Origin of the sequence: Phosphitispora fastidiosa (genome assembly GCF_019008365.1) — a bacterium.
Classification (GTDB): Bacteria; Bacillota; Thermincolia; order Thermincolales; family UBA2595; genus Phosphitispora; species Phosphitispora fastidiosa.
On the sequence record NZ_JAHHUL010000019.1, the window covers coordinates 12,463 to 38,110 of the forward strand.

General features: G+C 39.9%; 21 protein-coding genes. All 21 read left to right on the forward strand.

Annotated elements, in window-relative coordinates:
* Positions 1-8 precede the first annotated feature (8 nt).
* The 21 genes from Ga0451573_RS15325 to Ga0451573_RS15425 all read left to right on the forward strand — a co-directional run bounded on the left by Ga0451573_RS15325 (position 9) and on the right by Ga0451573_RS15425 (position 25,521).
* Positions 9-1,817: a glycosyltransferase family 2 protein gene (locus Ga0451573_RS15325; RefSeq protein ID WP_231685018.1), complete on the forward strand. Its 1,809-nt coding sequence runs from the start codon at positions 9-11 to the stop codon at positions 1,815-1,817.
* Position 1,818: 1 nt separating this feature from the next.
* Positions 1,819-2,970: a glycosyltransferase family 4 protein gene (locus Ga0451573_RS15330; RefSeq protein ID WP_231685019.1), complete on the forward strand. Its 1,152-nt coding sequence runs from the start codon at positions 1,819-1,821 to the stop codon at positions 2,968-2,970.
* Complete coding sequence (locus tag Ga0451573_RS15335) at positions 2,967-4,232, forward strand: glycosyltransferase (RefSeq protein ID WP_231685020.1); 1,266 nt, start codon at positions 2,967-2,969, stop codon at positions 4,230-4,232. The genes Ga0451573_RS15330 and Ga0451573_RS15335 overlap by 4 nt, the downstream gene beginning before the upstream one ends.
* Positions 4,233-4,274: 42 nt before the next feature.
* Positions 4,275-5,582, forward strand: a complete 1,308-nt coding sequence (locus tag Ga0451573_RS15340) for a glycosyltransferase family 4 protein (RefSeq protein WP_231685021.1) — start codon at positions 4,275-4,277, stop codon at positions 5,580-5,582.
* An 84-nt stretch (positions 5,583-5,666) separates the two neighbouring features.
* Positions 5,667-6,392, forward strand: coding sequence for an ABC transporter permease (locus tag Ga0451573_RS15345; RefSeq protein WP_231685101.1), 726 nt, complete (start codon positions 5,667-5,669; stop codon positions 6,390-6,392).
* Between the two features lie 17 nt (positions 6,393-6,409).
* The gene (locus Ga0451573_RS15350; protein WP_231685022.1) at positions 6,410-7,672 is read left to right on the forward strand and encodes an ABC transporter ATP-binding protein; all 1,263 of its coding nucleotides are present in this window, start codon (positions 6,410-6,412) and stop codon (positions 7,670-7,672) included.
* Positions 7,672-8,865 carry a class I SAM-dependent methyltransferase gene (locus Ga0451573_RS15355; RefSeq protein WP_231685023.1) on the forward strand — a complete coding sequence of 398 codons (1,194 nt, stop codon included), beginning with the start codon at positions 7,672-7,674 and terminating at the stop codon, positions 8,863-8,865. The genes Ga0451573_RS15350 and Ga0451573_RS15355 overlap by 1 nt, the downstream gene beginning before the upstream one ends.
* Before the next feature lie 13 nt (positions 8,866-8,878).
* A complete protein-coding gene (locus tag Ga0451573_RS20105) occupies positions 8,879-9,931 on the forward strand; it encodes a glycosyltransferase family 4 protein (RefSeq protein WP_231685024.1) in 1,053 nt (350 codons plus the stop codon).
* 12 nt (positions 9,932-9,943) lie between these two features.
* Complete coding sequence (locus Ga0451573_RS15365; RefSeq protein WP_231685025.1) at positions 9,944-11,287, forward strand: glycosyltransferase family 4 protein; 1,344 nt, start codon at positions 9,944-9,946, stop codon at positions 11,285-11,287.
* 116 nt (positions 11,288-11,403) lie between these two features.
* Positions 11,404-13,449: an ArnT family glycosyltransferase gene (locus Ga0451573_RS15370; RefSeq protein ID WP_231685026.1), complete on the forward strand. Its 2,046-nt coding sequence runs from the start codon at positions 11,404-11,406 to the stop codon at positions 13,447-13,449.
* A 54-nt stretch (positions 13,450-13,503) separates the two neighbouring features.
* Positions 13,504-14,232: a class I SAM-dependent methyltransferase gene (locus Ga0451573_RS15375; protein ID WP_231685027.1), complete on the forward strand. Its 729-nt coding sequence runs from the start codon at positions 13,504-13,506 to the stop codon at positions 14,230-14,232.
* A 6-nt stretch (positions 14,233-14,238) separates the two neighbouring features.
* Positions 14,239-15,225 (forward strand): lysylphosphatidylglycerol synthase transmembrane domain-containing protein, encoded by a 987-nt coding sequence (locus Ga0451573_RS15380; RefSeq protein ID WP_231685028.1) that lies wholly within the window; start codon positions 14,239-14,241, stop codon positions 15,223-15,225.
* Positions 15,226-16,227 carry a glycosyltransferase family 2 protein gene (locus Ga0451573_RS15385; RefSeq protein WP_231685029.1) on the forward strand — a complete coding sequence of 334 codons (1,002 nt, stop codon included), beginning with the start codon at positions 15,226-15,228 and terminating at the stop codon, positions 16,225-16,227.
* Between the two features lie 93 nt (positions 16,228-16,320).
* The gene (gene rfbD / locus Ga0451573_RS15390) at positions 16,321-17,178 is read left to right on the forward strand and encodes a dTDP-4-dehydrorhamnose reductase (RefSeq protein ID WP_231685030.1); all 858 of its coding nucleotides are present in this window, start codon (positions 16,321-16,323) and stop codon (positions 17,176-17,178) included.
* The gene (locus Ga0451573_RS15395) at positions 17,175-17,900 is read left to right on the forward strand and encodes a sugar phosphate nucleotidyltransferase (RefSeq protein ID WP_231685031.1); all 726 of its coding nucleotides are present in this window, start codon (positions 17,175-17,177) and stop codon (positions 17,898-17,900) included. Before rfbD ends, Ga0451573_RS15395 begins: the two co-directional genes overlap by 4 nt.
* 38 nt (positions 17,901-17,938) lie before the next feature.
* Positions 17,939-18,400: a dTDP-4-dehydrorhamnose 3,5-epimerase family protein gene (locus tag Ga0451573_RS15400; protein ID WP_231685032.1), complete on the forward strand. Its 462-nt coding sequence runs from the start codon at positions 17,939-17,941 to the stop codon at positions 18,398-18,400.
* A 1-nt stretch (position 18,401) separates the two neighbouring features.
* A complete protein-coding gene (gene rfbB / locus Ga0451573_RS15405; RefSeq protein WP_231685033.1) occupies positions 18,402-19,370 on the forward strand; it encodes a dTDP-glucose 4,6-dehydratase in 969 nt (322 codons plus the stop codon).
* Between the two features lie 48 nt (positions 19,371-19,418).
* Positions 19,419-19,661, forward strand: a complete 243-nt coding sequence (locus Ga0451573_RS15410) for an AbrB/MazE/SpoVT family DNA-binding domain-containing protein (protein WP_231685034.1) — start codon at positions 19,419-19,421, stop codon at positions 19,659-19,661.
* Complete coding sequence (locus Ga0451573_RS15415) at positions 19,661-20,005, forward strand: type II toxin-antitoxin system PemK/MazF family toxin (RefSeq protein WP_231685035.1); 345 nt, start codon at positions 19,661-19,663, stop codon at positions 20,003-20,005. The genes Ga0451573_RS15410 and Ga0451573_RS15415 overlap by 1 nt, the downstream gene beginning before the upstream one ends.
* Before the next feature lie 257 nt (positions 20,006-20,262).
* On the forward strand, positions 20,263-22,740 hold the full coding sequence (locus Ga0451573_RS15420) for an S-layer homology domain-containing protein (protein WP_231685036.1): 2,478 nt from the start codon (positions 20,263-20,265) through the stop codon (positions 22,738-22,740).
* Between the two features lie 654 nt (positions 22,741-23,394).
* A complete protein-coding gene (locus Ga0451573_RS15425; protein ID WP_231685037.1) occupies positions 23,395-25,521 on the forward strand; it encodes an O-antigen ligase family protein in 2,127 nt (708 codons plus the stop codon).
* The last annotated feature ends 127 nt before the right edge of the window (positions 25,522-25,648 follow it).

Below are 25,648 nucleotides of genomic sequence, written 5' to 3' on the forward strand. Positions count from 1 at the left end.
AAGGTTTAATGAGTGATGTATTTGGATATGTAAGTGAATTATTCAGAAAAGGCCTGCGAATTTTGAGGGCTTACGGAGTGCTTTACTTTCTCCGGAGAACTTTCAAATTTTTTAAAAGGTATAAATGGCGCAGCTTTTTAGCTCCGGAAGATTTAAATTCTCAGTACCAAAAGTGGCTTGAGAAAAACGATGAAGGTGTAGGGACAAAGGGGATTGCCGGGGATGAAAGAACTGCCCGAGAAAATGAACTTCTTCCGTTGATAAGTATTGTGATATTGTTATCAAAGTTTGATAAAGATTCTCTAAAACTTACGGTGGACTCCATATTAAGACAGGATGCAGAACAATGGGTTCTGTTAGTCGTTGATGACGGGTCTTCCGTACCTGATGCCAAGGAATACCTGACTGAATTGTCTGGTGGAGATAACCGTATTGTGATTGTTAATAACGGGACAGGTGAGGACTTAGGCCTTGTTCTCAAGAGAGTAGTAAATAATTTAAAGTCCGAGTATGTTTTACTGCTTGAAGATAACGGTGTTTTAAGGTCTGATGCTATAGGGTGTTTTGCCAGGGAAGCGAGTGAATCAAATTATCCTAGTGTGATCTATGGTGATGAAGATACCCTGGATAATAGAACCAGAATACGCTTAAATCCTGCTTTTAAACCGGGATGGTCTCCCAACCTGCTATATTCCTTTAATTATGTGGGATCTCCGGTTATCGTCAGGAAAGAGTTGCTTAAGGAAGTTGGAGGATTCCGGCAGGCTTACGACGGATGTCTTAATTATGAACTGCTCCTGAGATTGACTGACTACAAATTAGATGTGAGAAGAATTCCCCGGGTATTATTCAGTAAAGTAAAAAAGGATAATTGGAGAGACGAAGTAGAAGCAAAAGACATTCAGGAGTCCAGGGCTGTCCGGGAGACTCTTTTTAGAAAAGGGTATGACTCTAGGGTTACCTATAGCAAGGTCACAGATACCTTTACTTATCGACTGAATATCATGAATGTGGAGCCGGTTTCAATCATAATCCCGACAAAAAATAATGCAGAAGTGCTGCGCAGGTGCCTGGAAAGCATTCAGAAGAAGTCTACTTACAGTAATTATGAAATAATAGTTATAGATAACGGCAGTACTGAAGAAGACACCCTGAATTACCTGAACTCACTTGAAGGCATGAGGGGTTTTAGGGTCTTAAGATATCCCGGTGAATTCAACTATCCGGACATAAACAATTTTGGGGCATCCGAAGCGCTAGGTAGTTACTTGGTATTTTTAAATGATGACACTGAGGTTATTTCTGCCGACTGGATGGAGGCTTTGCTGGAACACAGTCAGATGCCTGAGGTTGGGGCTGTGGGGGCGTTACTGCTGTTCCCCGGTGGGTTGATACAACATGCGGGGGTTGTCATCGGTATGAGAGGCAGCGCTTCACATGCTTTCTATAAATGTGATGGGAATTCAACCAGCTACATGAATTTGGCCTGCTGCGTCAGAAATGTCTCTGCCGTAACAGCTGCGTGTTTGATGATAGAAAAAACCAAGTTCAACAGGGTCGGAGGGTTTAACACATCATTTCGGGTTGCCATGAATGACATTGACCTGTGTATCAGACTGCTTAGCGCAGGATTTTATAATATATATACCCCGCATGCCAGGCTGCTGCATCATGAATCCCTGACAAGGGGAGAATTCGTGAATGAAGAGGAAATTAAACTGTTCACATCTGTTCACAGAGAGTTTTTGGAAAGAGGAGACCCTTATTATCACCCGGCATTAAGCCTGGAGCGAAACGATTATTCTCTGGCGGTGTAGTATGAAGATACTTGAAATCATAACTCTGGGTGAAATTGGTGGGGCTCAGAATGTTCTTGTTGATCTGGTTAAAGGATTTACAGAACGTTTTGATGCTGAGGTTGATGTGGTTTTTGGGGAAGGTAATTATTTAACCGAAGCCTTACCAAGTAATTTTAGAGGTGAAATAATACAGCTTCCTTATTTAAAAAGAAGTATTAATTTGAAAAATGACATTAAAACCCTCCTTTTTTTAAACAGGTTATGTCAAAACAAGAACTACGACATAGTTCACTGCCATAGTTCTAAAGCGGCTTGGCTGGGCAGGTTAGCGGGGCGGACAGCCGGTATCCGGAGAGTTTGCGTTACGGTACACGGTCTTTCTTATGTATCCGGGGATTCACCTGTCAAGAAACTAATTTATAAAAATATTGAGAGAATACTTTTGCCTTTAAAATCAGAATATGTTTTTGTTTCTACTGATGATATGTATGGCATGAATTCTCTTGGCGTTAGTCAAGAGAAGTGTAAAGTAATACCTAATGGGCGAGCGGTTCCTACAAAGCCGGACAAAGGTTTGCGGGAGTTATTGGGGATTGATGGTGCTGTGCCCTTGGTATGTATGGTAGGGCGGCTTTCGTTTCAGAAGAATCCGATGTTATTTATCAAAATTGCACAACAGGTTTTGCAGAAATGGCCAAAGGAACAGGCAACCCCACACTTTGTTCTGGTTGGGGATGGGCCCTTGAGACAGGAATGCCAGGCTTATCTCAATGTAGAGGCAATAACTGGCAATGTGCATTTAACAGGAGATTTGGAAAATGCCGGTCAGTACTTTTGGGATACTGACATTGCATTACTTACTTCAAATTATGAATCCTGCCCACTGGTTATTATAGAAGCAATGGCAACCGGAACTCCTGTGGTTGCAAGTAATGTAATAGGTACCCGGCATATAATTAACCATGGGGAGGATGGCTATCTGTTTTCTCTTGATCAGGAAGGGAAAGCTGCTGAACATATAATGCAATTATTGCTAGACAGAGAGTTAGCAGAAAATGTGGGTAATAAAGCTAAAGTCAGCTATGGCAGAAAGTATGTGATTGAGAGAATGGTGGATGATTATGCAGATTATTTCGGTCTAAAGCCGAAATCCGGAGAGGATATACAATGACTTCCGGTGAGAAAAAATTTGACGCTATTGTCTGCCTGTCACAAATTGATTGGGATTTTCTATGGCAGCGGACTCAGGAAATAATGAGCCAGTTCGCGGCGATGGGGTATCCGGTGTTGTTTGTTGAGAATACAGGGGTACGCATTCCGAATATCAAAGATGCACCCCGGGTCTGGCAAAGGTTGAAAAAGATTATTCGGCCGGCCAAGGGAACTAATTTATCTGAAAGTCACAATAATATTAAGGTATTGAGTCCAATGGCCCTGCCTTTCCCATACTCCCGGTCAGCTTGGAAATTGAACAGTGCACTGATTCGTCGGGAAATTGCACGGTTTAGCAGGAACACGGGAGTTCCAGTAAAAAGAATTTTGCTATGGTCATACATGACGACACCACTGGCAGTGCACCTGGCTGAAAGTGTGTCATGGGCAGGTGTTGTGGTTGATTTGGTCAGTGATCCATGTAAGGTTCCGGGCGCTGAGCGCATTGTGCCTTACCACCGGAAGATGCTGCAAAAGGCAAACGTGATTTTCTGTGCCTCGGTTCCTGTGGTGAATAATGCGAAAAACCACATTGGAAAGTCAGATCACAATAAGATTAAGCTGTTTGAAGACGGGTTTTCCACCAGATTGTTAGATATGGTAGAAAAGGATAAGAAACGTAGTGCATTACCAGATAAAACAACGGTCAGTGATGATAAACCGTTTGCTGCGTACATAGGTGGCGTTAATAATAAAATATGGTGGGATGCAGTTGCCGTGATGGCGAGGGCATTTCCTGATATCCGCTTTATATTTGCCGGGCCAAAACTATTAACCGGGTTCCAAAGGAATGCTGGGCAATTACATGAAGCTGATTTGCCCTGTGATGGAGCGGGCAGAAATGTTACCTGGCATCCACCTTTTAAGGAATATCAGCAGTTAGGGAGCTTTTTAACGGGGTGCTGTGCCGGGCTGATTCCATATGTGCCTACACCTTATGTTGCTGAAATGCGGCCTGCCAAGATAAATGAGTATCTGGTCATGGGGCTGCCGATAGTGGGGACAAGAATGCCGGAACTGGAGCGCCTGGCTGTGGACCATGGGTCGGGGATTGTATACCTTGCGGATAATGTGGATGAATTTGCGGAAAAGTTGCGAGAGGCATTGGATGAGGATTGTGAGAACCTGAGGGAGAAACGGATGCAGGTTGCCTGTAGCCGTTCATGGGAGAGAGTTTGTTCCATGATTGAAGATGACTTAATGATGCACTTGAGCAAATAAGAGGTATTTAAACCTTGTGCTTTGGAGGAGTAATGAAATTACATGAACAAATCTATTACTGAGAAGGCAAAGCACATTGTGTTAAGGGGAATTTTTAAAACCGGGATGGCGCTAAGACCTATTTTAGATAAAATACTCCCGAAGTTACTGAAGAATAAATTAGGGAGTTTAAACTCTTGGATAATTAAGACCACCTTTTCTTCACGTAATTTCAAAGTCAATAATAATATTGATAAAAATTTAAGGGCAGGAATCAATCTAATCGGTTACGTCCGGGCTGAGATGGGAATTGGCGAATCATGCCGTGTTGCGGCGAAAGCAATCGAAACGACCGGAATACCTTTTGGAATAGTAAATGTTTCTGTGGGGAACCCGGCCAGAATGAATGATTTATCATGGCGGCACAGAGAAATAGCATCACCTTTATACAATACCAATTTGATAGTCATTAATGCTGAACAAATTCCTATTGTATATACCCACCTTGGGCCAAGCAAGTTTGACGGATGTTACAATATTGGCTATTGGGCCTGGGAGCTGCCTGATTTTCCTAATGAGTGGTGTAATAGTTTTAATATGGTTCAGGAAGTATGGGTACCTTCAAAATTTGTTTTAGAGTCAGTTTCTCTTAAATCCCCGGTACCGGTTATCAGAATACCTCATGCCATAGAAGTAACTTATCCCCATAATATTAATCGCAGCTTTTTTGGCTTGCCCGATAATCAATTTTTATTTCTTGCAATGTTTGATACTCATAGTACCCAGGCGAGAAAAAACCCAGAGGCTGTGATTGAAGCATTCAGATTTGCTTTTAGTAAAAATGGCGGTTCTGTGGGTCTGGTTTTAAAAATAAATAACTCAAAAAGCTGTCCGGAAGAAATTGATAAGATCAAAGAGTTGATTAAGGGATACAGTAACATATACCTTATTGACGAAATCTTTAGCCGTGAAATAGCTAATGCTTTGATGAATGCAGTTGACTGCTTTGTATCTCTACATAGGGCGGAAGGGTTTGGCCTTATTATGGCGGAAGCTATGTACCTGGGTAAACCGGTTATTGGAACCAATTGGTCAGGAAATACGGATTTTATGGATAGTACAAATTCCTGTATGGTGGAGTATAAAATAATTAATGTTGGTAATGATTTCGGGCCATATAAATCTTATCAGGTTTGGGCTGACCCTGATATTGAGCAGGCAGCAAAGTATATGTTAAGGCTTGTTTCCGACCAGGAATGGCGGGAAAAGATTGCAAAAAAAGGACAAGAAAATATTCATAAAAATTTTTCTCCAAAAGTTGTGGGGCAAATGATTCAGAATCGTTTGAAACGGTTAGGATTGTTGAATTAGTTGTTTTGGAGATGCTAGTGAAAGGTTGAAGCTATGTTAGGCACGATAAAAGAAATAATTACTTATAGAGAAATGCTAAAAAACATGGTTATCAAGGAGTTGCGACAAAGATATAAGGGGTCAATATTGGGATTCCTTTGGACGTTCCTGAATCCTTTTTTAATGCTGGTTGTCTACAGTCTGGTGTTTTCCACTATCATGAGGATTGATATGGATAATTATTCCTATTTTTTATTTGCAGGTTTGCTACCCTGGATGTTTTTTTCAAACTCTATTTTAATTAGTGCTGGCGTAGTAGTTCAAAATTCAAACCTAATAAAGAAGATATATTTCCCACGTGAGATTTTGCCTATATCTGTAACTTTGTCAGGATTGGTAAACTACATTCTGAGTTTTATAATATTAATACCGGCCATGTTGATTTTTAAAATTCAACCTACCGAGGCTATAATAGCATTACCTATCGTAGTAATTATACAACTGGTTATGGTCATGGGTTTTTCTTTGTGGATTGCTGGTTTGAACGTCTATTTCCGTGATTTAGAGCATATTCTATCAGTATTTTTAATGGCGTGGTTTTATTTAACTCCAATAATTTATCCTTTAAAAATGATACCCGAAAAATATTTAATGCTAATTAATTTGAACCCTGTTGCGCCCGTTATGATAGCTTATCAGGATATCCTATATTATGGTGTTTTTCCTAAATGGACTCACTTAGGCTATGATTTATTATTTTCAGTAATTTTGCTATTTACCGGATTAGTAGTTTACGCACGATTAAAACGAAATTTTGCGGAAGAAATTTGATTAACAGTGGTGGTTTTATGGCTGTAATAGAAGTAAAAAATCTCTGGAAGAAATATCGGTTATATCACGAAAAAAGGCCTTCTCTTAAAGAGACGGTTTTATTCAAAGGAAGAGGCCGATGGGAAGATTTTTGGGTATTAAAAAATATTAACCTGGAAATTGAAAAAGGAACGACTGTAGGTTTAATAGGTGAAAATGGGTCTGGGAAGAGTACATTACTTAAACTATTAACCAAAATTATTTATCCAAATGAAGGAGAACTTAATATTAAAGGCCGTGTATCAAGTTTGTTGGAACTAGGTGCTGGATTTCATCCTGACTTTACCGGTAGAGAAAATATTTATTTTAATTCTTCTATTTTTGGACTTACCAAGAAGGAAATTGATAAAAGAGTTGATGATATAATCAGTTTTTCGGAATTGAGAGATTTTATTGACAATCCGGTACGTAGTTATTCATCTGGTATGTATATGAGACTGGCTTTTGCTACTGCGATTAATGTTGATCCTGATATTTTGCTTATAGACGAGGTATTAGCTGTTGGGGATGCAGCTTTTCAGAAAAAATGCTTTAACCGGATTAAAGACTTCAAAAACCAGAAAAAAACTATTGTTTTTGTTTCCCATGACCACAGTATTGTTGAAAAGCTTTGTAATAAAGCTGCTTGGTTGCATAATGGTGAATTAAAATTTTTTGGTGATACAAAGGAAGCAGTAAACTTATATTTGGATTGTTTATCAAGTAAACAGGAAAAGCGAATGGCAGTTGAACACGATTCTGAACCGGAAATAGTTGAGCATAATGAAACAACAGTTAACATTGATAATGTTAGAAAAGGACCTGAACGATGGGGTAGTGGGGAAATCATGATAACAGATGTTAAAATGTTTGGTATAGAACGAAGAGAAAAATACTTTTTTGAAACTGGGGAGCCTATGGAGGTTGCAATTCATTATAGAGTACAACGAATGGTTAATAATCCTGTTTTTGGGGTGGGATTTTTTCGGAATGATGGGTTGCAGTGTTATGGTACAAATACCTTTATTGACAAAATCAATACTGATGATTTGCAACTAGAGGGTGTTATAAAGTTTCAGGCTGATTCTATGAATTTATTAGAGGGTAAATACTATCTTGATGTTGCAGTACACGACGACCATGGTTGGGCTTATGATTACATAGTCAGAAGATGTACTTTTGAAGTAGCTTCCAGAACAATAGATGCCGGAGTAGCCAGGATACCACACAAATGGATAATAAATAACTTAGAGGTGCTTTAATGAAAGACGTCAATCCAAATGTTAAAAGTATTGTTAATTTAATAAAGAAGAATTTGCCTGACACTTTTAATAGTAATGGCAGCAGCGCTGAAACAGAAGGTGTTTACGATACATCGGAACTTATAAAGGCCGCTAAAGCGTATAATGATACATGGCATTATGAGCTCCATAGACCCTTGGTTTCTAATAGAAAGTTTGTCGGAAAGATAATTGTCTTTTTTAAAAAAGTTATTCGTAGAATTCTTCATCCATGGTTAACGAAGCCCTTATTTGAAGATCAGATTAGGTTTAATAGTTCAGTAACTTGGGCATTAAACGAAATCAAAGAAAATTTAGAGAGTATTAACAGAGATATGATAGAAATAAAACAGGAGAAAGACTCCTCAAAGAATTTGATTAATGAGATGACAACAAATATTAATAAGTTGAAAGTAGAAATGACTAATAAACTCGAAAAGACTTTGAACTGTATTAAACCAATTACAGAACAAATCAGAGATGTAAATGAGTTACAGGACTTTGATTACTTACTATTTGAAAATAGATTTAGAGGTGAACGTTCAGACATAAAAAAAAGACAGACCATTTATCTAAAGTACTTTTCGAATCAAGAGAATGTATTTGATATCGGGTGTGGCAGAGGTGAATTTGTTGAACTTTTAAAGGAACATAAGATATCAGTTCAAGGAATAGATGTAAATGAAGACATGGTGGCACTTTGCCAAAGTTTAAATTTACCTGTCACTAAAGCAGAGGCCTTAAATTATTTGGAAGAACTTCCCGATAATTCTGTAGGAGGCATCTTTTTGGGGCAAGTTGTTGAACATCTAAAACCAAGGGACTTGATAGAGATTATAAAATTAGCTTATCAAAAATTAAGACATGGGGCTTGTCTAATTGCAGAAACGCCCAATCCCCTAACTTTGGGTATATTTAGCAGCTTCTTTTACCAGGATATTACTCACTATCAACCGGTACATCCAGAAACTTTGAAATTTATTTTTGAAACTTCGGGGTTTAAGCCTCTCGATGTTATATTTCTTTCTCCTTTCCCAGAAGAGTCCAAGCTTGAGTTATTAGTGGATAACGAGAATTTATCAGAAACGGAAAAGTTAAACAAAAATATTGAAAAATTAAACAGTTTGTTATTTAATAGTCAAGATTATGCCGTGGTTGGCTGGAAACAAGCTTGAAAGAGGTGTCACAGTGAAAAAGAATAAGAGGGTGGTAATATGTACTGCTCAGGTTCCCTTTGTAAGTGGGGGTGCGGAACTCCATGTTGAAGCACTAAATAGAGAGCTTTTAAAAAGAGGTTTTAATTCAACTATCGTACGTGTTCCATTTAAGTGGTATCCTAAGGTGGAAATAATGAAGCATGCTTTTGCATGGCGGTTATTGGATTTAAGCGAAAGCAATGGGATGAAGATTGATTTAGTAATACCGACAAAATTTCCATCGTACGGGATAAAGCATGAAAACAAAGTAACCTGGTTAATTCATCAGTTTCGGCAAATCTACGACCTTTACGGGACCCAGTATTCAGATTTTACCAATGATCCTGAGGATATTGAAATAAGGGATATGATTATAAGGTTTGATAACAGAACTCTTTCAGAATCTAAAAAGATTTTCACCAATGCCCAAAATACTGCAGATAGACTGAAAAAATATAACGGTATACAAGGACAAGCTCTCTACCATCCACCACAGCATGTTGGTAATTACTATTGCGGTGAATATGGGAAGTATGTTCTTTCCATTGGACGACTTGATTCTATAAAAAGGGTCGATGTGTTGATTAATGCTATGAAATACGTGAAAAGTGATATACAGTGTCTAATTGGCGGGATTGGTCCTGATAAAGAAAAACTGGAAAAAATGGTTTACAAAAATAAGTTAGAGCATAGGGTGAAATTTTTAGGCTTTGTGGATGATAAAGATTTGATAGATTTATATGCTAATTGCCTTGCAGTATATTATGCCCCTTTTGATGAAGATTATGGTTATGTAACTTTGGAGGCTTTTCTTTCTAAGAAACCGGTTATAACCACTTACGATGCCGGGGGGGTTTTGGAGTTTGTTGAAGACGAAGTTAATGGTTTTGTTACCGAAGGTAATCCAAAAGAAATAGCTTATAAGATAGATTATTTGGTTGGTCATAAAAGTATTTGTATGGAGTATGGCCACAATGGTTGGAAGAAAGCATCCCCAATTAGTTGGGATGTAGTAATTGATAAATTAACTTCAACAATTAGATAATTGGAGGTGCAAATGAAAGTAGCTTACTTCTCCCCTTTAAACCCCCAAAAGTCAGGTATTTCCGACTATAGTGAAGAACTTTTATTACATTTAAAAAAGTACCTGGATATTCATCTTTTTATAGATGGCTTTAAGCTCAGTAACAAAGTTATCAAAGAGAAATTTCCAATCTTTAACATTAAGGAGTTTGAATATCAACACGCTAAGAACAAATACAAAGCTTGTATCTATCATATTGGAAACAACCATCAGTTTCATGAGAACATCTATTTACATGCTTTAAAGTATGCTGGAATTGTTATCATGCATGACTATGCAATCCACCATTTGATGGCAGGGATGCTGCTGCAAAAAGGTAAAACGGCAGAGTATTTAGAAGAAATTAGATACAATAATGGTGAAGAAGGTGCAAAAGAGGCACAAAAGTCTTTAAAGGGTGAAATTGCGCCACTTTGGGAAACATCTTCAATTGATTATCCTATGAACAAAAGGATAATTAATTCTGCAAGGGGGATTATTGTACATTCCAAGTTTGTACAAAGGTTAATTAATAAGATTCGGCCAGACGTACCGATTAGGGTCATTCCACACCATTGCGCAAATATTTTGGAAAATCCGGATGAAGCGAAAGCAGTTGCCCGGAAAATACTTGGAGTAGATATAAAAACCATTGTTTTGGCTTCATTTGGTCATATCGTTCCGGCTAAACGTATTGATACGGTACTAAGGGCACTTAAAAGGCTGAGTAATGAATATCCTGATTTCATTTATTACCTTATAGGTGAGCAGGCAAAAGGATATAACTTAAAGAGCCTGGTAAAGGAATTGGGTCTTTCAAATAAAGTAATATTTACAGGATATACGGATTTAGGTACATTTAAGGAGTACATGAAAGCCACAGACATATGCATAAACTTGCGTTATCCTATTCAAGGAGAGACTTCGGGCAGTTTGCTACGACTTATGGGGATGGGAAAACCTGTAGTAGTTTCGAATGTCGGCTCGTTTGCCGAACTGCCTTTGGGTACTGTTGAAAAAATTGATGTCGATGACACTGAAGAGGATCAGCTTGTACAGGTGTTGAGAAAATTTTTTAAAAACTTATCTTTGATTCAAGAGGTTGGAGAAAAGGCTCTAGGTTATGTTAAGAGTAACTGTTCATTGGAAAACTCAGCCTTTAGATACAGCAACTTTGTTGAAGAGGTTGTAAATATACAGGGAGAGCTTGAAACAATATCAGCACAAAAAATTATAAGGGAAATCGCCAAGGACATGGCTCAAATAGGAGTGATTAAGTATAATAATGATCTAATTTATAAATTCGCTAATTTGTTAAACGAAATTGGGATAACTTAGTTTGTTGGCTTAACCATGATTTGGTAATATTTAGAAAGCATGTGCGCAATATTTATAAAACTTTATATTATTTACTGATTCCGTAATTTACTAAAGCAAATTTTGAGGTGAATCTATTGAGCAAAGTAAAAAAGTTACTTATAGCAGTAATGGTTTTTGCATTTTTTTTAAAAATCGGCATTTCCCTTTATATGAAGTCACCATGGATATTTGCCGATGAAGTCATTTATTTTAAGCAAGCGCAACTTATTTTTGAAAATTTTAATTTCCTCTATACTACGGAGTTTGCTCAAACATATCCTTTTGCATATTCTTTAATTATTTCACCAGCATTTTTATTAAAAGATCCCAATGATGTTTATCATGCTATGTTAATAATAAATGCGCTATTATCAACCCTAAGTAGTGTGGTGGCATTTTTGCTTATTCGGAAATTTATAAAAAACGAATATAAGGCAGTGGCAATTGCATTTATAATTGCATTTATACCTGCTATTTTTATTTATACATTCACTTTAATGAGTGAAAATCTATATAACCTTCTGTTTTTATTATCTATTTACTTAGTTTATGTTTCTTTTGAAACCGAGAAGAAAATATATTGGGCTTCTACCGGATTAATAATTGCTCTGTCAATCTTGACAAGAATGTTTGCTTTAATACTAATACCAGCGATATTAATTAGTGTTTTGGCTTATTTCATCCATAATCTAGAAAACATTAAAAAGGCAATTCCTAATATTATCTGCTTATTTATTGGGTTAGTAATAGGTTTATTGCCTAAATTTGTACAGGCAAATACTCAAGTTACCGGATATAATAATAGGATTTACTTAGATAACTTATTAAGTATGTTTAGTAATACTGAAAATTTTGAACTTATGATGAAACTAATTCTTAATGAAATTAATTACCTATTCATTTCGAGCCTTGGAATTTTATTTGTTGCCACGTTATATATAATCATTTCTGCATTTAAAAAGAACACTGGTAGCAATGAAAAAGGTGTGATGATATATTTCATATCAAGTGTAATTTTTTCAATAGTACTAACGGTTGCCCATATGTATATAGCTGCCTCAAATCCTAGTCACAGCGAGCATTTATCTTATTTTGTTTTTGGAAGATATATCGAACCGCTTGTGCCAGTTCTGTTTATATTTGGATTTATTGGTTTGGAAAAGCTGAATCTTAAGTCTAAAATATTCCTAGTGTTAAGTTGTCTTCTTATTTTTTTTATTATCATTTTTACATTCCCTAAAAGCCATTATAAATTTCCGAATATGTTTAGTTTATGGTTTACACAAGTTAATTTGCGTTTTTTATCAATAGCGGTTTTTGCTTATATATTATCTGTCACTGTTCTGCTATCAAATATAAGATTCAGATATAAAGTTGTTCCGACTTTAATTATATTATTTTTATTTAACTTTGCCCCCTTGTTCAAAATAGTTAAAAGTTCATCTAATGCAAGAGAATTTATTGTTGCTTCGTGGTTTTATGAAAACAAAATATATGATAAAAAAATATATATTGATGAGCAGCGATATCATCCCACCCAGTATTTTGGAACGTTATTTTGGGCTAGAAGAAATTCGGTTCATGTTCTTAGTTTGAAGGAAATTAAAGATTATAAAAATGGATTTTTTATAACTACCGAACTTCTACCATATAAAATTGTAAGAAGTGAGAAGGATTATAAGTTATATAATTTAGCTGGTAATCTTGTTTCGGACAATCTAAAGGAATATATTAATTTTGGCGAAAATGATGAAAATGCTCATTTTGAAGGATTTTATGGTTCGGAACATAATAGTAAATTTAGCTTTAGATGGACGAATGGGAGTGCAAAAATACTTTTTCCAGTGAAAAGCCGTAATGTAAATTACGAACTTCAATTTAGAGCCAGTAGCAGGCCTGACATTACACCTTCGGATATGGGGATATTTGTAAACGGGCAACCAATTAGCCGGATTAAAACCGTTAAAGGAATTCATACCTACACTATTAAAATAAGTAAGGGGATTATTAAAAAAATACCAGACGAGTATTTTGAGCTTTCAATCTTCAATAAACCTTTTAATCCAAAAGAGTTAGATATTAGCCAAGATAACCGTGATTTAGGCTTGGCGTTTGATTGGATATCTCTAAAAGAAGATTGAAGAACAAAGCTGTTTCCCGTAATTAATCTATAATTTTTGAAAAGAGGTTATCCGATGAACATAAAAAATACACAACCCAGTTTATTAAATGCGTTAACAATAAGAAATAGTTTTAACCATTATAATCAGTGGATATATAATAAAATTAAAAAATTTCTTGGGGAAAAGATTATGGATGTTGGTTCTGGAACAGGGAACCTTGTTGAGTTGTTTCTTCCTCATTCTGACTACGTTTTATGCACAGACCTGTTTCCGGAAAATATTGATTATATGAAAAACAGATTTAAAAACAACAAAAATGTTGGGTATATATTAGGTGATTTTGTTGAAACAGACTTATGCCTTGAAGACTATTTATTGGATACAATTTCATGTATTAATGTTCTGGAACATATAGAAGAGGATTATAAGGCGTTAGAAATTATGAAAAACATTTTACAGCCCCATGGGAGAATAATATTACTTGTTCCTGCTTTTCAGTTCTTGTACGGCACTATGGATATAGCATCGGGTCACCATAGAAGATATGATTCCGGGGTCTTAATAAAATTTGCAGAGGAACTCCATTTAAAAATTTTGGATAATTTTTATTTTAACATTTTTGGAATCATTCCTTGGTATATCAATGGTAAGCTTTTAAAAAAAAACAAACCTTATTCTGAAACACTGGGCCAAAAAAAAATTGGCCTATATAATAAAGTAGTGCCTGTGCTTGAAAAACTAGATGAATTTAATCCCTTTCCAATAGGTATTTCTGAAATAATTGTTTTACAAAAGGATTGATTATTTTTGAAATTTAAAAAAATACTGCCTGTTATATTAACAGTTTTTATATTTAGTTTTTTCTTCCACTTTATCAGTTTTAGTCAGCTGATTATTATGTTTGAAAAGCTGTCCTGGATATCAGTTGTTACTGCTGCAACTTTATATTTCATAAGCAATTACTTCCGCGCAGAAAGGTTCCGCCTTTTATCCGGGCAACCAATAAGTATAGTTCAAATGCTGCGGATTGTATTTTTCTATGGGTTCTACAATAAGGTGCTACCCTTTAGAACTGGAGAGATTTCATATGTTTTTCTAATGAAAAGGTCTAATAATTCCACTTATACTGAAAGCTTGTCTGCGCTTTTGATAACACGTATATACGATATTTTATCAGCTTTTTTTTTATTGCTTATAGCTCTCTTTTTCGCCCGCAAAGTAGTCTCATTTTTCCATCCGTCTTTAATTGCCGGTTTACTGTTAGTGATTGTTGTCATTTTATTGAACTTACCTTTTATATTTAAAATTATTGAATCAATATTCCATAGGGCTCTGATATCTGGCCGATTTGGAATAAGTTCAGAAAAACTGCAGAATTACAATAATAGAATTAAATTTTTAATTGACTGGTTTACAAAAGCGAATAATTCCAGAGTCATGATAAAATTAATAGTATCGTCTTTTTTAATGTGGCTCAGTCTTTATGGAACATTTTTTGTACTCATGGGCCAACTAGGTTTTCACTTACCGTTTAGCAGGGTGGTTATTGGATCAGTGTTCGCAAATTTTTCTAATTTATTGCCGGTTAGCGGGGTAGGTGGGTTTGGGACAATGGAGGCAGGATGGGCAGTAGGGTTTACTTTGCTTGGCGTAAATCGCAATGATGCAATAGCCACAGGTATTGTCGTTAATTTATTTATTTTTTTGTGTACAGTTGGTTTTGCTTTAGTTGCTTTATTAATTGTTATTTACACAAAAAGATATTTGCATAGTTCTGATAAGGAGGAAATGTAAATGAAACTAATTGTTCAAATTCCATGTCTGAATGAAGAAAAAACCCTGCCGGTTACCGTCGGTGATATTCCCCGCAGTATCCCTGGGATAGATGAGCTCGAAATTTTAATAATCGATGATGGTTCCACTGACCGAACAGTTGAAGTTGCTAAGGAATGTGGTGTCAATCATATTGTAAAAATACCACAGACAAAAGGACTGGCTAATGGCTTTAAGGCTGGCATAGATGCATGTCTAAGATTGGGAGCCGATATAATTGTTAATACTGACGGTGACAACCAGTATAAAGGGCAGGATATTCCAAAGCTGATTCAGCCTATCCTTGAACACCAGGCCGAAATGATTATAGGTGACCGGCAGATAGATACAATTGACCATTTTTCTCACACAAAAAAATTTTTACAAAAGTTTGGCAGTTGGGTAGTTAGGCTTGCATCTGCAACAGATGTTCCTGATACAACGAGTGGTTTTCGTGCTTACAGCAGGGAAGTGGCATTGAAAATTAATGTTCTATCAGAATTCACATATACACTGGAAACTATTATTCAGGCCGGACAAAAAAACATAACTATTTCCCATGTCCCTATCGGTACCAATGAAAAGCTTCGCGAATCCAGGCTATTCAAGGGGATTAGAGAATATGTTAGTAGGTCTATTATCACTATTGTTCGCATCTATACTATGTACAGGCCCTTGAAGGTATTTATGAGGTTGGGGGCTATACTTTTTGGCTTGGGTTTTTTATTGGGACTGAGATATTTATATTTTATGGTAACTGAATCAGGTGAAGGTCATATTCAGTCATTAATTCTAACAGCTATACTAATTGTCATGGGTTTTCAGATATGGGTTTTCGGGCTCTTAGCAGATTTGATTTCTGCAAATCGTAAGTTGAATGAAGAGACTTTGTATAGAGTACGGAAATTAGAATTGGATAGTTATACTTTGAAGGAGACATTAGAAATGGTGGCTGCCTCAATGGATAAAACAACCAATGATTAATCGAAATCTTAAAAGAAGAGGGAAATATTTTTTTGTCTCATAGTAAGAGCGGAGGAACAGTCTGAGCGGTTTATAGTAAGGCAGGAGATATATATGAAACTCTTAATTACAGGTTCTAAAGGAATGCTTGGTCATGCTTTGGCTAACGATTTATCAAAAGAGCATTACGTTTCTGGGCTAGACCTGCCAAATCTTGATATTAGTGAACTGGGAAATCTTCGAAAGGCCGTATTTTCTTATGAGCTAGACTTAATCATCAACGCAGCTGCCTACACCGATGTCGACGGCTGTGAAACAAACGAAGACCATGCTTTTATCGTAAACGCTACTGGTCCCCGTAATTTGGCTGTTGTGGCTAACGAACTCAACATTCCCCTTGTCCATATCAGCACAGACTACATCTTTGACGGGACAAGCGCCATTCCCTATAAAGAATCAGATACACCCAATCCTCAAAGTATATACGGCAAATCAAAATTATTAGGTGAACAGCTTATCCGGGAATTGTGCAGCAAGCATTACATAATCCGTACCTCCTGGCTTTACGGTGAGCATGGCAAAAACTTTGTTGCTACCATACTGCGTTTGGCACAGGAACGCGACGAACTTGGCGTAGTCAATGACCAGACCGGGTCCCCGACATATACAGTGGATTTAGCCCAAGCTATCGCCAAAATTATTACAGAACCGGACTACGGTACTTACCACATTACCAACAGCGGCACCTGCACCTGGTATGAATTCACTCTTGAGATATTCAGACAGGCCGGCATCAGGGGGGGAAGGGTTAACCCTATCACCACAGAGGAACTAAACAGGCCCGCACCACGTCCCGTATATTCGGTTTTAGATAACAGCAAATGGCTTGCAATAGGGGGAACCCCTCTTCGTCATTATAAAGAGGCTTTAAGTGAGTATCTTAATTTGCTCACCAAGGAGGAAAAGAAATGAAAGGCATAGTACTTGCGGGGGGGACAGGTTCAAGGCTTTTTCCGCTGACGAAAGTGACTAATAAACACCTGCTTCCAGTCGGTCAGTATCCCATGATTTATCATCCGATTTTCAAACTAAGAAATGCCGGTATCAAAGAAATTCTTATTGTTACCGGCAAAGACCACATGGGAGATGTGGTCAACCTGCTGGGCAGCGGGTACGACTTCGGAATGGAGTTTACCTACCGTGTTCAGGATCAACCCGGGGGAATTGCCCAGGCCCTGGGACTGGCTGAACAGTTTGTCGGGGATGATTTGTGTACTGTCATTCTGGGGGACAATATTTTTGCTGATGAGATAACAGACAGTGTCAGGGATTTTAAAGCACAGAGAAAAGGAGCTAAAATACTCCTGAAACAGGTGGAAGACCCTCAGCGTTACGGGGTGGCCGAACTGCAGGGCTCGAATATCCTATCAATTGAAGAAAAACCCCAGGTTCCCAAAAGCAGCTACTGTGTTACTGGAATATACATGTATGATTCCCGGGTATTTAATATAATAAAGACATTAAAACCTTCCGAACGGAGTGAGCTCGAAATAACTGATGTAAATAATGCTTATATACAGGAAGGCACACTCACTTACGGGGTTTTTGATGGTTGGTGGACAGACGCCGGTACCTTTGAGTCTTTGTTAAAAGCCAATGAATTGGCTGACGGGCTTAAGCTTACAAGGGACTAAGACAATGCCGGATACTATTAAGTATAGGGGTGAATTTTATGAACCTCATAGATGGTGTAAAGACAAAAAACCTCAGGGTCATCCCCGATGAGCGCGGCCGTCTCATGGAAATGCTGCGCTGTGATGACGAACTGTTTGCCGGATTTGGCCAGGCCTATATGACTACTGCTTATCCCGGCGTCGTCAAGGGGTGGCATTACCATAAAAAACAGTTGGACAACTTTGTTGTTGTCAAGGGGATGATGAAAGTTGTCCTCTTTGACAGCAGGGAGGATTCACCGACCAAAGGAGAGGTCAATGAATTCTTTATGGGTACGCATAATCCCATCCTGTTGCAGATTCCCACTTATGTATATCACGGTTTCAAATGTATCAGTGATGAGGAAGCCATGGTGGTAAATTTCCCTACTAAACCATACAACTACAATGAGCCGGATGAATTCCGCGTGCATCCTCATGATAACGACATTCCCTATGACTGGACCAGAAAGGACGGGTAAAATGAACGGCAAAACACTTCTGGTCACCGGAGGGGCAGGCTTTATCGGGTCAAATTTTATTCTGTATATGTTTAACAGATATCCTGATGTAAAAATCATTAATCTTGATTTACTCACTTATGCAGGCAACCTGGAGAACCTCAAAGATATTGCGGATAACCCCAGTTACACCTTTGTCAAAGGCGATATTGCCGACACCGGGGTTGTTAACAGGGTTGTACCGGGAGCTAATTATATTGTCAATTTCGCTGCCGAATCTCATGTGGACCGCAGCATCGAGGACCCGCTCGTTTTCATTAAGACAAATGTGATGGGGACCCAAGTTCTGCTTGATGCTGCCAAAAAGCACGGTGTGGAGCGGTATCTGCAGGTTTCCACCGATGAAGTTTACGGATCCCTGGGGCCAACCGGATATTTTACTGAAGAAACCCCGATTGCCCCAAACAGCCCGTATTCTGCCAGCAAAGCAGGCGCCGATATGCTAGTCAGGGCTTATTATGAGACTTACGGTCTGCCGGTACTTATCACCCGCTGCTCAAATAATTATGGTCCCTACCAGTTTCCCGAGAAGCTAATCCCATTTTTCATCAAGAAACTGCTGAACGGCCAAAAGGTGCCCGTATATGGTGACGGGTTAAATGTCCGGGACTGGCTGTATGTTGAGGACCACTGTTCTGCAATTGATATGGTCCTGCAAAAGGGCATGGTTGGTGAGGTATATAATATTGGTGGTAATAATGAAAAGACCAATATGGAGATAACGAAACTCATCTTACAAGGCCTTGGGAAACCCGAGACTATGATAGAATATGTCAAAGACAGACTAGGCCATGACCGCAGGTATGCCATTGATTCAGGAAAGATTAAAAGTAAACTGGGGTGGCAGCCAGCAACATCTTTTGAGGATGGCATAGCAATGACAATAAAGTGGTATCTCGATAACAGGGATTGGTGGGAGAAAATAGGTTGACCGATGTATATACTTTGTATATACTAAGCTTAAAGGGAGGTGTGTTCAATGTATACCACTATTCACAGGTGGGGTAACAGTCAGGCAGTTCGTTTACCTAAAGGTATATTAGAGATAGCTTCCTTACGTGAGAATGATCAGGTAGAAATTACGGCAGAACACGATTGTATTATCATCAGGCGGGCCAAGAAAAAGCATTTAACAATAGAGGAACGATTCGAAGGATATTCAGGTGATTATCAATGTAAAGAACTGGATAGCGGCAAACCGGTTGGAAATGAGGTCTGGTAATGCCGTATATACCGGAGCAGGGAGATATAATTATTCTGAATTTTAACCCACAAGCAGGACACGAACAGAAGGGTAACAGACCGGCATTAGTGGTTAGCAATAAGACCTTTAACAGGCGTACCCGTATTGCTGTGGTTTGTCCGATCACAAATACGGATCGTGGGTTCCCTCTACATATATCCCTTGATGATAGGACTTTAACAACCGGTGTGGTTATGTGTGAACAGGTTAAGTCACTTGATATAAGCGCAAGAAATGCAGTTTTTAAGGAGAAGGCTCCTTTAGACATTGTTGAAGAAGTGACAGATGTAATTGTTGGATTTTTTGAAGGGCATTCTAAATGATAACAGGCGCTTGCTTAAACAGCAAGCGCTTTTTGCTTCCTGCTGCTGCCCGATTCTCCCAAAACACTACAAATTCCCCCTTTCTTTTTGTTTGCTTTCCTGTAATCGATATAGATATAATTTTGCTAGGAATATAATGGAAGGGAGGGAAACAATAGTAATAATTAGTTGTTGGGGCAGATAATATGTGAATGATAGTAGAAAATAGATAACACAGTGCGGGTCGGCATATGTGTTAAAAAGTGGAGGCGGTCTGCTTGTTTATTAGGTTACCAGAAAAAGGGTTACCCCAGAGGTTTTATACCGGTACAGTACTGCTGCTGTTTTTAATGTGTGTCAGCTGCCTTTTCCCGGCAGCAGCCCTGGCAGCCATAGCGACGCCGGCTGGTGTGGATGCAGATGTGACCGGTGATACCTCAGTCCGGCTGAGTTGGAGTTCTGTCAGCGGGGCCACAGGTTACAAGGTCTACAAAAGTGAAAACGGCACTACGTTTTCCGAGGCCGGAGAAGTTTCCGGAACTACAACTTCTTATACTGCGGAAAATCTGGTGCGCTACCGGACCTATTATTTTGCGGTTACAGCCCTGAAGGATCAGGAGGAGTCAACCCGAACCACAGTCAAGGTTCTTTTGGATGACGGGCGGCCAACAGACCCGACAAATTTAAAACTCAACGGATCACAGACGGCAAATGCCATACCGTTAATTTGGACCGGGTCGCGTGATGACAGTAATATCGTAAAATACAAGTTGTATTCTAAAAAGCAAAATGAAACCGAATATAAACTGCTGGCAACTACAGAGTCAAGCCAGTATACAGCACAAAACCTTCTTCCCAAGACTTCGTACTTCTTTTATGTGTATGCTGTTGACGGAGCGGGAAACATTTCGGCCAACCCTACCAATACCCTCATTGTGGACACCCTGGCTGCGGTCGTTGATACCCAAAAACCGGCTGCCCCCAGGATATGGGCAGCTGCAGTAAGTACCAGTAAAGTAAAAATTACCTGGTCAGGGGCTTCGGACAATGTGGGGGTTACCGGATATGACCTGTACCGGGCAGTGGGGAGCGGAGGCTTTTCCCGGATTGCCGGGCCGAGTTCCTCACCTTGCTATGACGACAGCCTGAGTTCCAATAAGACCTACAAGTATTATATCAAGGCAAAGGATGCGGCCGGAAATATATCTGATGCCAGTAACACTGTAACCGTAATTACGAATGGTGACACAACAAAGCCTTCAGTACCCAAGAATTTCAGCTATTCAATGGTAAGTGATTCGGAGGTCAAGCTATCATGGGGGGCTGCCACAGACAATAAAGGAGTAACCGGCTACAAGATTTACCGGGCTGTAGACTCAGGAAGTTATGCCTATTTAGGCGCAACTTCGGGGACATCATACAATAATAAGGGGTTAAGTGATAACAGGGAATACAAGTACTACGTAACTGCATATGACGCTGCAGGCAATGAATCGGACCGTACCGGTATTATTACAATAAACGGAGATACTGAAGCAGTAGAAAAGACTATTGATGAAGACAGGGACAGTTATGTGATTCTGGAAGATATTATGAGAATTGATGTACCTTCTGAGGCGATAACCAAAGATACCACTTTCAGGCTGGAAACAGGAAGTTTCGGTGAATACTCCAATTCGGGCTACAAGACAATTGGTCTGCCGGTGAAGGTTACGGCAAAGGCGGGAAGCTCAAAAGTTACCAGCTTCCGGGATGAAATAAAAATTACCATGTATTATACTTCATCGCAGTTAGGGAGCGCCAAAAGCAGCAAGCTGTGTATTTATTACTGGGATGAGGCCAACGATGTCTGGGCTCCCCTGGAGACTACGGTATCTTCTTCTTCCAAAAAGGCGACAGCCAAGACCGACCACCTGACTGTTTTTGCACTCCTCGCCGATACCTCGGAACCGGATAAACCAACCCTGAAAAATTCCTCTGCGACTGACAGGAGGATTATTAATCTGTCCGGGAACGCTGAGGAATACGCTGAAGTGGAAATAGAGTTAAACGGGGATGAATATGAGACTACTGCCAACGGGAAAGGCTCCTTCAGCCTTGAAGTGATGCTGAAAAAGGGAACCAATACTATTCAGCTGCGAGCTACAGATGCAGTCGGTAACCGGAGCAGCTGGTCCAAAGAATACACTATTCGCTGCTCCCCCGATCACAGCGCAAAAGATATTTCGGGACACTGGGCTGAGTTTAACATCCAAAAGGGCCTGGAAACGGGTATCATCAATGGCTATAAGGATGGCACCTTCAAACCGGACCGGACTGTCACCAGGGCGGAATTCTGCAAGCTGGTGGTCCTGGCCCTTGGGCAAAAGCCGGTCAGCAGCCCGCGCCTAGCGTTCAGGGACAGGGGGTCAATCCCTGACTGGGCAGAGGGATATATTGCCAGAGCAGTGGATAAGGGGTTGATTGACGGGTATACTGACGACACCTTCAGAGCGAACCGCCAGATCACCAGGGAAGAAATGGCAGTTATTCTGATTCGGGCAGCCGGCCTTGAGGACGAGGCCGAAGATGCCCGGAATGACAAGCTTAGTTTCCGTGATGCGTCCAAGATACAGAAATGGGCCCGGGGCGCTGTGGTGATCGCCGTGGATAAGGAAATTATCAGCGGGTATCCCAATGATAATTTTGGTCCCGGAAGGTATGCCAGCAGGGCAGAAGCTGTGACCATGCTGCTGAAGGCAGAAAAGATACTGTAAAATAATTTTCTATTGATTTTAAAGAAGGTCTCTTAAAGAGGCCTTCTTTAATACTTAAGGTTAGCGTAAATAATAATCTTACTTTGAAAGCAGCACAAATTTAATTAATACAATAGGCATTTGTCGATATTGTGTTTTTATGGTAAAATTTAGTTGTACAACTGCATAAGTGCGGGTGGGCGGCCAATCCCTCATAGAAAGGGGGTGAGGCCAGTGACAATTTTCGAGGCAATATATCTAATGCTATCCTTTGGGATGTATACTCTGGGTGTTGCGTCACTGATTATTTCACTGATTGTCTTAGTATACTACATAAGAAAAAAGTAGTCCCACCTGCAAAGTGTACTACTTCTTTCTTATGCTAACCGACCGCTCACTTGCGGTAGTTGTACGTGCTAGGGTGCTGGTAACACCTAGTTAATTTATGCTCAATTTGTACCCTTATTATACAACGGGTACACGATAAATTACAATACTTCCCTTTTAAAATTATTATCTAAAATTAATAGTATCATCCAGCAGCCGGTCTACTTTTTTACACGGTTCTTTTTCAGTTGTGAGAAGTCTATAGAGAGGGAGGATTTTACCGGATTTAGTCGAACCATATAGATTAACACAATAATACCACTACATATCATATTCAGGAGGACAAGTATGGCTGCAAAGAAGAAACCTGTGACTGATGAAAACAAGAAGAAGAAATTCGTGACTGATGCTAATCTGAAGATTATATTCTACCTGGTCCTGCCGCTGCTGCTGCTGCCCCCATTTTACAGGGGACTTTTTTTCGATTACGAGGCAGACCTTGCTCACATGTACACTGCTTTAGTGCTTGGAGCATATGTGTTTGTTCGCAAGGATTATATTAAGCTGCCGCGAAACCTGATGGATTACGCCTGGATTGGACTTGCAGCTGCATACATAATCTCCAGCTACGTCGCCTTTAACCAGAGGGCCGCCATGGAAGGAGCCCTAAGAGTATTTAATTTCTTCGTTATTTACTGGCTTCTTGCATATACGGTGACCAATCTCAGGGAAATCAAAACTGCCCTGTCGGTGCTTTTTGCCGCCGGGGTCGGAGTGGCCTTTGCCGGGCTGGGTACGGCATATGGTACTTTTGCCTTTAACGGAGCTTATGATAAAGGGTTGATACTTTCCACACTCCAGTATCACAATGCAGCCGCCATTTTCCTGATAGGGTGCGGGATAATCGGGTTTTACCTGGCGGCCTCGCTTGATAAGGTGTGGATGCGGGTTCTGGCAGGCGGCCTGAATTATATTATAATTGCCACTGCTTATGGTGCCGGATCCAGAGGGGCCATGCTGGTGGCTCCAATAGGGCTGCTCCTTCTGATAATTGGAATGCCAAAGGAATACCGCTTCCGGACTTTTATGGGTTTCCTGGCAGTCTTAATTCCTTTTGTGATTACGGCAAAACAGGTATTAAGTTTTGAAACTCATAGTGAGGTCTATTACTGGTCATGGCTGCTGGGCGGATTTGTTATTGGCTGCGGCTGCCAGTACCTTGTAGAGAAGATTGCGGACTTTTCTGCTGTCACACGTAAGCAAATAATTGCCGCCGGGGGTATCGGAATAACGGTGGTTTCGGTAGGGTTGATCCTTTTTATGGGGCCAAAAATTATGCCTGCTTCTATTGCCAGCAGGCTGTCCAATTTCAGCCTGCAGGACCTGAGTGTTGTGGAGAGGTTTTATTTTTACCGTGATGCTTTCGAAGTTGTCAAGGACTATCCTGTCCTTGGTGTTGGGGGTGGCGGCTGGAATTCTGCATATACCTCTTACCAGTCCCTGCTGTACTATACTACCGAAGTACACAGTCACCCGCTGCAGGTTTGGGTGGAGACAGGGACGCTGGGTTTTCTGTTTTATGTATTAATCTGGATTGGCCTGATGATTACGTTATACAGGATTATGAGAAAAGTGGAGTCACCCGAATACCGTGCCGCTGCATGGGTTTCAGGGGTGGCAGCTTTGACGGTGTCCATGCACAGTGTAATTGATTTCTCGCTCTCCCTTGGAGCCGTAGCTATCCTGATGTGGGCTCTGGTTGGTCTGACAAGGGGAGTTGAGCGACTGGGAACAAAAGAGGGGAATAAAGGAAAAACGATAGCCGGGCCAATAGTCCGAAAAGCCGCCGGAATCATACTGGCAGGTGTTTTCCTGGTAATATCAGGCAGTCTGTCCATTGCAGCTTACACGGAAAGACAGGCAGGCGATGCTTACAATTCGGGAAATGTGCAGCAGGCTATAGATCTGTTTGAAAAGGCCAAAAAATATGATCCGGTTAACTATAATTACCCTATGTACCTGGCGCAAATATATAATTATCAGGCCTACCAGCAGAAAAATATTCAGCTGACCAGGACGGCGGTGGAGAATGCCAAAAAGGCGGCAGAACTCAACAAAAAGAATGCCCAGCCCTTATGGGCCATGGCAGAGACCTACCTGGGCGCTCAGATGCCTATTGAAGCTGCGGCGGCTGCGGAAGAGGCTGTTCAGGCAGTGCCGTGGCGGCAGGATGCATATAATAATCTGGCACGCGTTTATTTATCTTCCGGAAATTACCTGATTCAGATGGGGCAGCAGGATAATGCCCGGACAGTCCTGGAAAAGGCGCTGACGATACCGGAAATGATTGACAGGCAGGTTGCCAAGCTTGGTCCGGAGGAGCGCAAGGCATGGAGACACGGCCCGATTCCCGCTGTTGATAAAAATATCACTGAGGCAATGGAACAGGCAGAACAGATGCTAAGCGGGATATAACTAAATGAACGACAACCCCCGGCCAAAGGTCCGGGGGTATTCTATGAGAATAAAGGACCAATAGAGGCAGCTTTTGAGATGGGATGGTAAGAAGGGAAACAGGAATAAATAGGAAACAGGCAATTGG

Coding starts and splice junctions, on each gene's coding strand:
- Ga0451573_RS15325 (WP_231685018.1), top strand. CDS start 9: ATGAGTGATGTATTTGGATATGTAAGTGAATTATTCAGAAAAGGCCTG.
- Ga0451573_RS15330 (WP_231685019.1), top strand. CDS start 1,819: ATGAAGATACTTGAAATCATAACTCTGGGTGAAATTGGTGGGGCTCAG.
- Ga0451573_RS15335 (WP_231685020.1), top strand. CDS start 2,967: ATGACTTCCGGTGAGAAAAAATTTGACGCTATTGTCTGCCTGTCACAA.
- Ga0451573_RS15340 (WP_231685021.1), top strand. CDS start 4,275: ATGAACAAATCTATTACTGAGAAGGCAAAGCACATTGTGTTAAGGGGA.
- Ga0451573_RS15345 (WP_231685101.1), top strand. CDS start 5,667: ATGGTTATCAAGGAGTTGCGACAAAGATATAAGGGGTCAATATTGGGA.
- Ga0451573_RS15350 (WP_231685022.1), top strand. CDS start 6,410: ATGGCTGTAATAGAAGTAAAAAATCTCTGGAAGAAATATCGGTTATAT.
- Ga0451573_RS15355 (WP_231685023.1), top strand. CDS start 7,672: ATGAAAGACGTCAATCCAAATGTTAAAAGTATTGTTAATTTAATAAAG.
- Ga0451573_RS15365 (WP_231685025.1), top strand. CDS start 9,944: ATGAAAGTAGCTTACTTCTCCCCTTTAAACCCCCAAAAGTCAGGTATT.
- Ga0451573_RS15375 (WP_231685027.1), top strand. CDS start 13,504: ATGAACATAAAAAATACACAACCCAGTTTATTAAATGCGTTAACAATA.
- Ga0451573_RS15385 (WP_231685029.1), top strand. CDS start 15,226: ATGAAACTAATTGTTCAAATTCCATGTCTGAATGAAGAAAAAACCCTG.
- rfbD (WP_231685030.1), top strand. CDS start 16,321: ATGAAACTCTTAATTACAGGTTCTAAAGGAATGCTTGGTCATGCTTTG.
- Ga0451573_RS15395 (WP_231685031.1), top strand. CDS start 17,175: ATGAAAGGCATAGTACTTGCGGGGGGGACAGGTTCAAGGCTTTTTCCG.
- Ga0451573_RS15400 (WP_231685032.1), top strand. CDS start 17,939: ATGAACCTCATAGATGGTGTAAAGACAAAAAACCTCAGGGTCATCCCC.
- rfbB (WP_231685033.1), top strand. CDS start 18,402: ATGAACGGCAAAACACTTCTGGTCACCGGAGGGGCAGGCTTTATCGGG.
- Ga0451573_RS15410 (WP_231685034.1), top strand. CDS start 19,419: ATGTATACCACTATTCACAGGTGGGGTAACAGTCAGGCAGTTCGTTTA.
- Ga0451573_RS15415 (WP_231685035.1), top strand. CDS start 19,661: ATGCCGTATATACCGGAGCAGGGAGATATAATTATTCTGAATTTTAAC.
- Ga0451573_RS15425 (WP_231685037.1), top strand. CDS start 23,395: ATGGCTGCAAAGAAGAAACCTGTGACTGATGAAAACAAGAAGAAGAAA.